Genomic DNA, 1,770 nt, shown 5'->3' on the forward strand with positions numbered 1-1,770 from the left:
TATGTTGCGAGACATGCGGCGAAGCGTTGACAGGGGTACGTGCGGGCCAGCCATTGAGCCGCGATAGTTTAATTGTCCCGAGCGCCGACGCCGTTGACATTGCGGAAGGCAACACGACGGAGCGCGATAATTGCGAGCACTCCGTCGGCTCGGCGTGGTCGAAGACCCTGGCACGCACGCACGCTCCTTGTTCGGGAACCGGGAGATCTCCGGTCTGGCCTGTTGCAGCGTGGGCAGGTCCGCATCGGGAAGGCGAGGAGCCGTAGCCGATGATGAACAGACGGGAGAAGTCAGACTCCGCCATATTAGCGATGAAGCCTGCGAACAACGCCGGGAATCCGGCCGCGGAGTGGGTGGAGCGAAGGGCGGGGACCAAGGGGAACACGGGTCAGTCCAACACGTGCCGGGCGCAGAACCGGGCAAGCGTGCCACATGGACTGGAACGTGTACGGCAGGCTGCAAGACAGCGGAAGAAGGAGCGGTTCACCGCACTGCTGCACCACGTCACCATCGACCGGCTTCGAGAGTCGTTCCATGCGCTTAAGCGCCATGCGGCCCCAGGAGTGGACGGTGTGACATGGCGGTACTTCGAGGCAGGACTGGAAGAGAATCTCCAGCGCCTGTTCTCGCAGGTACAGAGCGGAGCGTACCGGGCACTGCCTGTTCGGCGACAGTACATACCGAAGCCGGGCGGCAAACAGCGCCCGCTGGGGATTGCCGCGCTGGAAGACAAGGTCGTCCAGCGCGCGGTGGTCGAAGTGCTAAACGCCATCTACGAAGAAGACTTTCTCGGCTTTTCGTACGGGTTTCGGCCCGGGCGCAGTCAGCATGATGCGATGGATGCGTTATCGACGGCCATCACCAGCACCCCAGTGAACTGGATTCTGGACGCAGATATTCGGAACTTCTTTGACGGATTAAGCCAGGAATGGCTGGTCCGATTTCTGGAGCACCGGATCGGCGACCGGCGCATTATTCGCCTTGTGCGCAAGTGGCTCAAGGCGGGCGTTCTTGAGGACGGGGAGCTGAGCGTCAGTGAAACGGGGACACCGCAAGGGGCAGTGGCATCGCCACTGTTCGCCAACGTGTACCTACACTACGTCTTCGATCTCTGGGCCAACCGGTGGCGACGGCGGGAAGCCAAAGGCAACGTAATCATCACGCGGTACGCGGATGATATCGTGGTCGGCTTCGAGCACGAAGCTGACGCGAGGCATTTCTGGGACGCGATGCGAGCGAGGTTGGAAGAGTTCTCGCTTACGCTACATCCGGACAAGACGAGGCTGCTCGAGTTTGGCCGCAGTGCAGCGGGCAGACGAAAGCGCTACGGCCTTGGCCGGCCGGAGACCTTCACCTTCCTGGGGTTCATCTTTATCTGCGGGCGGTCACGTCGTGGTGCCTTCCAGCTACAACGGAAGACACGAGGAGATCGCATGCGGGCGAAGCTCAGGCAGATCAAGGAGGAACTCCGAAGGCGCATGCATGAACCGATTCCAGTGCAGGGGCAATGGCTCCGGCAGGTGGTTCGCGGGTACTTCGCGTACCACGCGGTGCCTACCAACGCGCGGGCCATCTGCGCCTTTCGACACCACGTCACCAATCTCTGGCGGCGCACGCTGCGGCGACGCAGTCAGAAAGACGCTCTGACGTGGGCGCGAATGGCGCGGATCGCCAATGCCTGGCTCCCGCGACCTCGCATTCTTCATCCGTGGCCTAGCGCGCGGTTCGCCGTCAAACACCCAAGGTAGGAGCCGTATGCCCGAATTGGGC

General features: G+C 62.1%; 1 protein-coding gene. It reads left to right on the forward strand.

The annotated features are described in order from the left end of the window. Positions 1 to 269 precede the first annotated feature (269 nt). A complete protein-coding gene (gene ltrA, locus BMI01S_RS37245; protein ID WP_028233086.1) occupies positions 270 to 1,748 on the forward strand; it encodes a group II intron reverse transcriptase/maturase in 1,479 nt (492 codons plus the stop codon). Positions 1,749 to 1,770 lie beyond the last annotated feature (22 nt).

This window comes from Paraburkholderia mimosarum LMG 23256 = NBRC 106338 (assembly GCF_000739815.1).
Taxonomy (GTDB): Bacteria; Pseudomonadota; Gammaproteobacteria; order Burkholderiales; family Burkholderiaceae; genus Paraburkholderia; species Paraburkholderia mimosarum.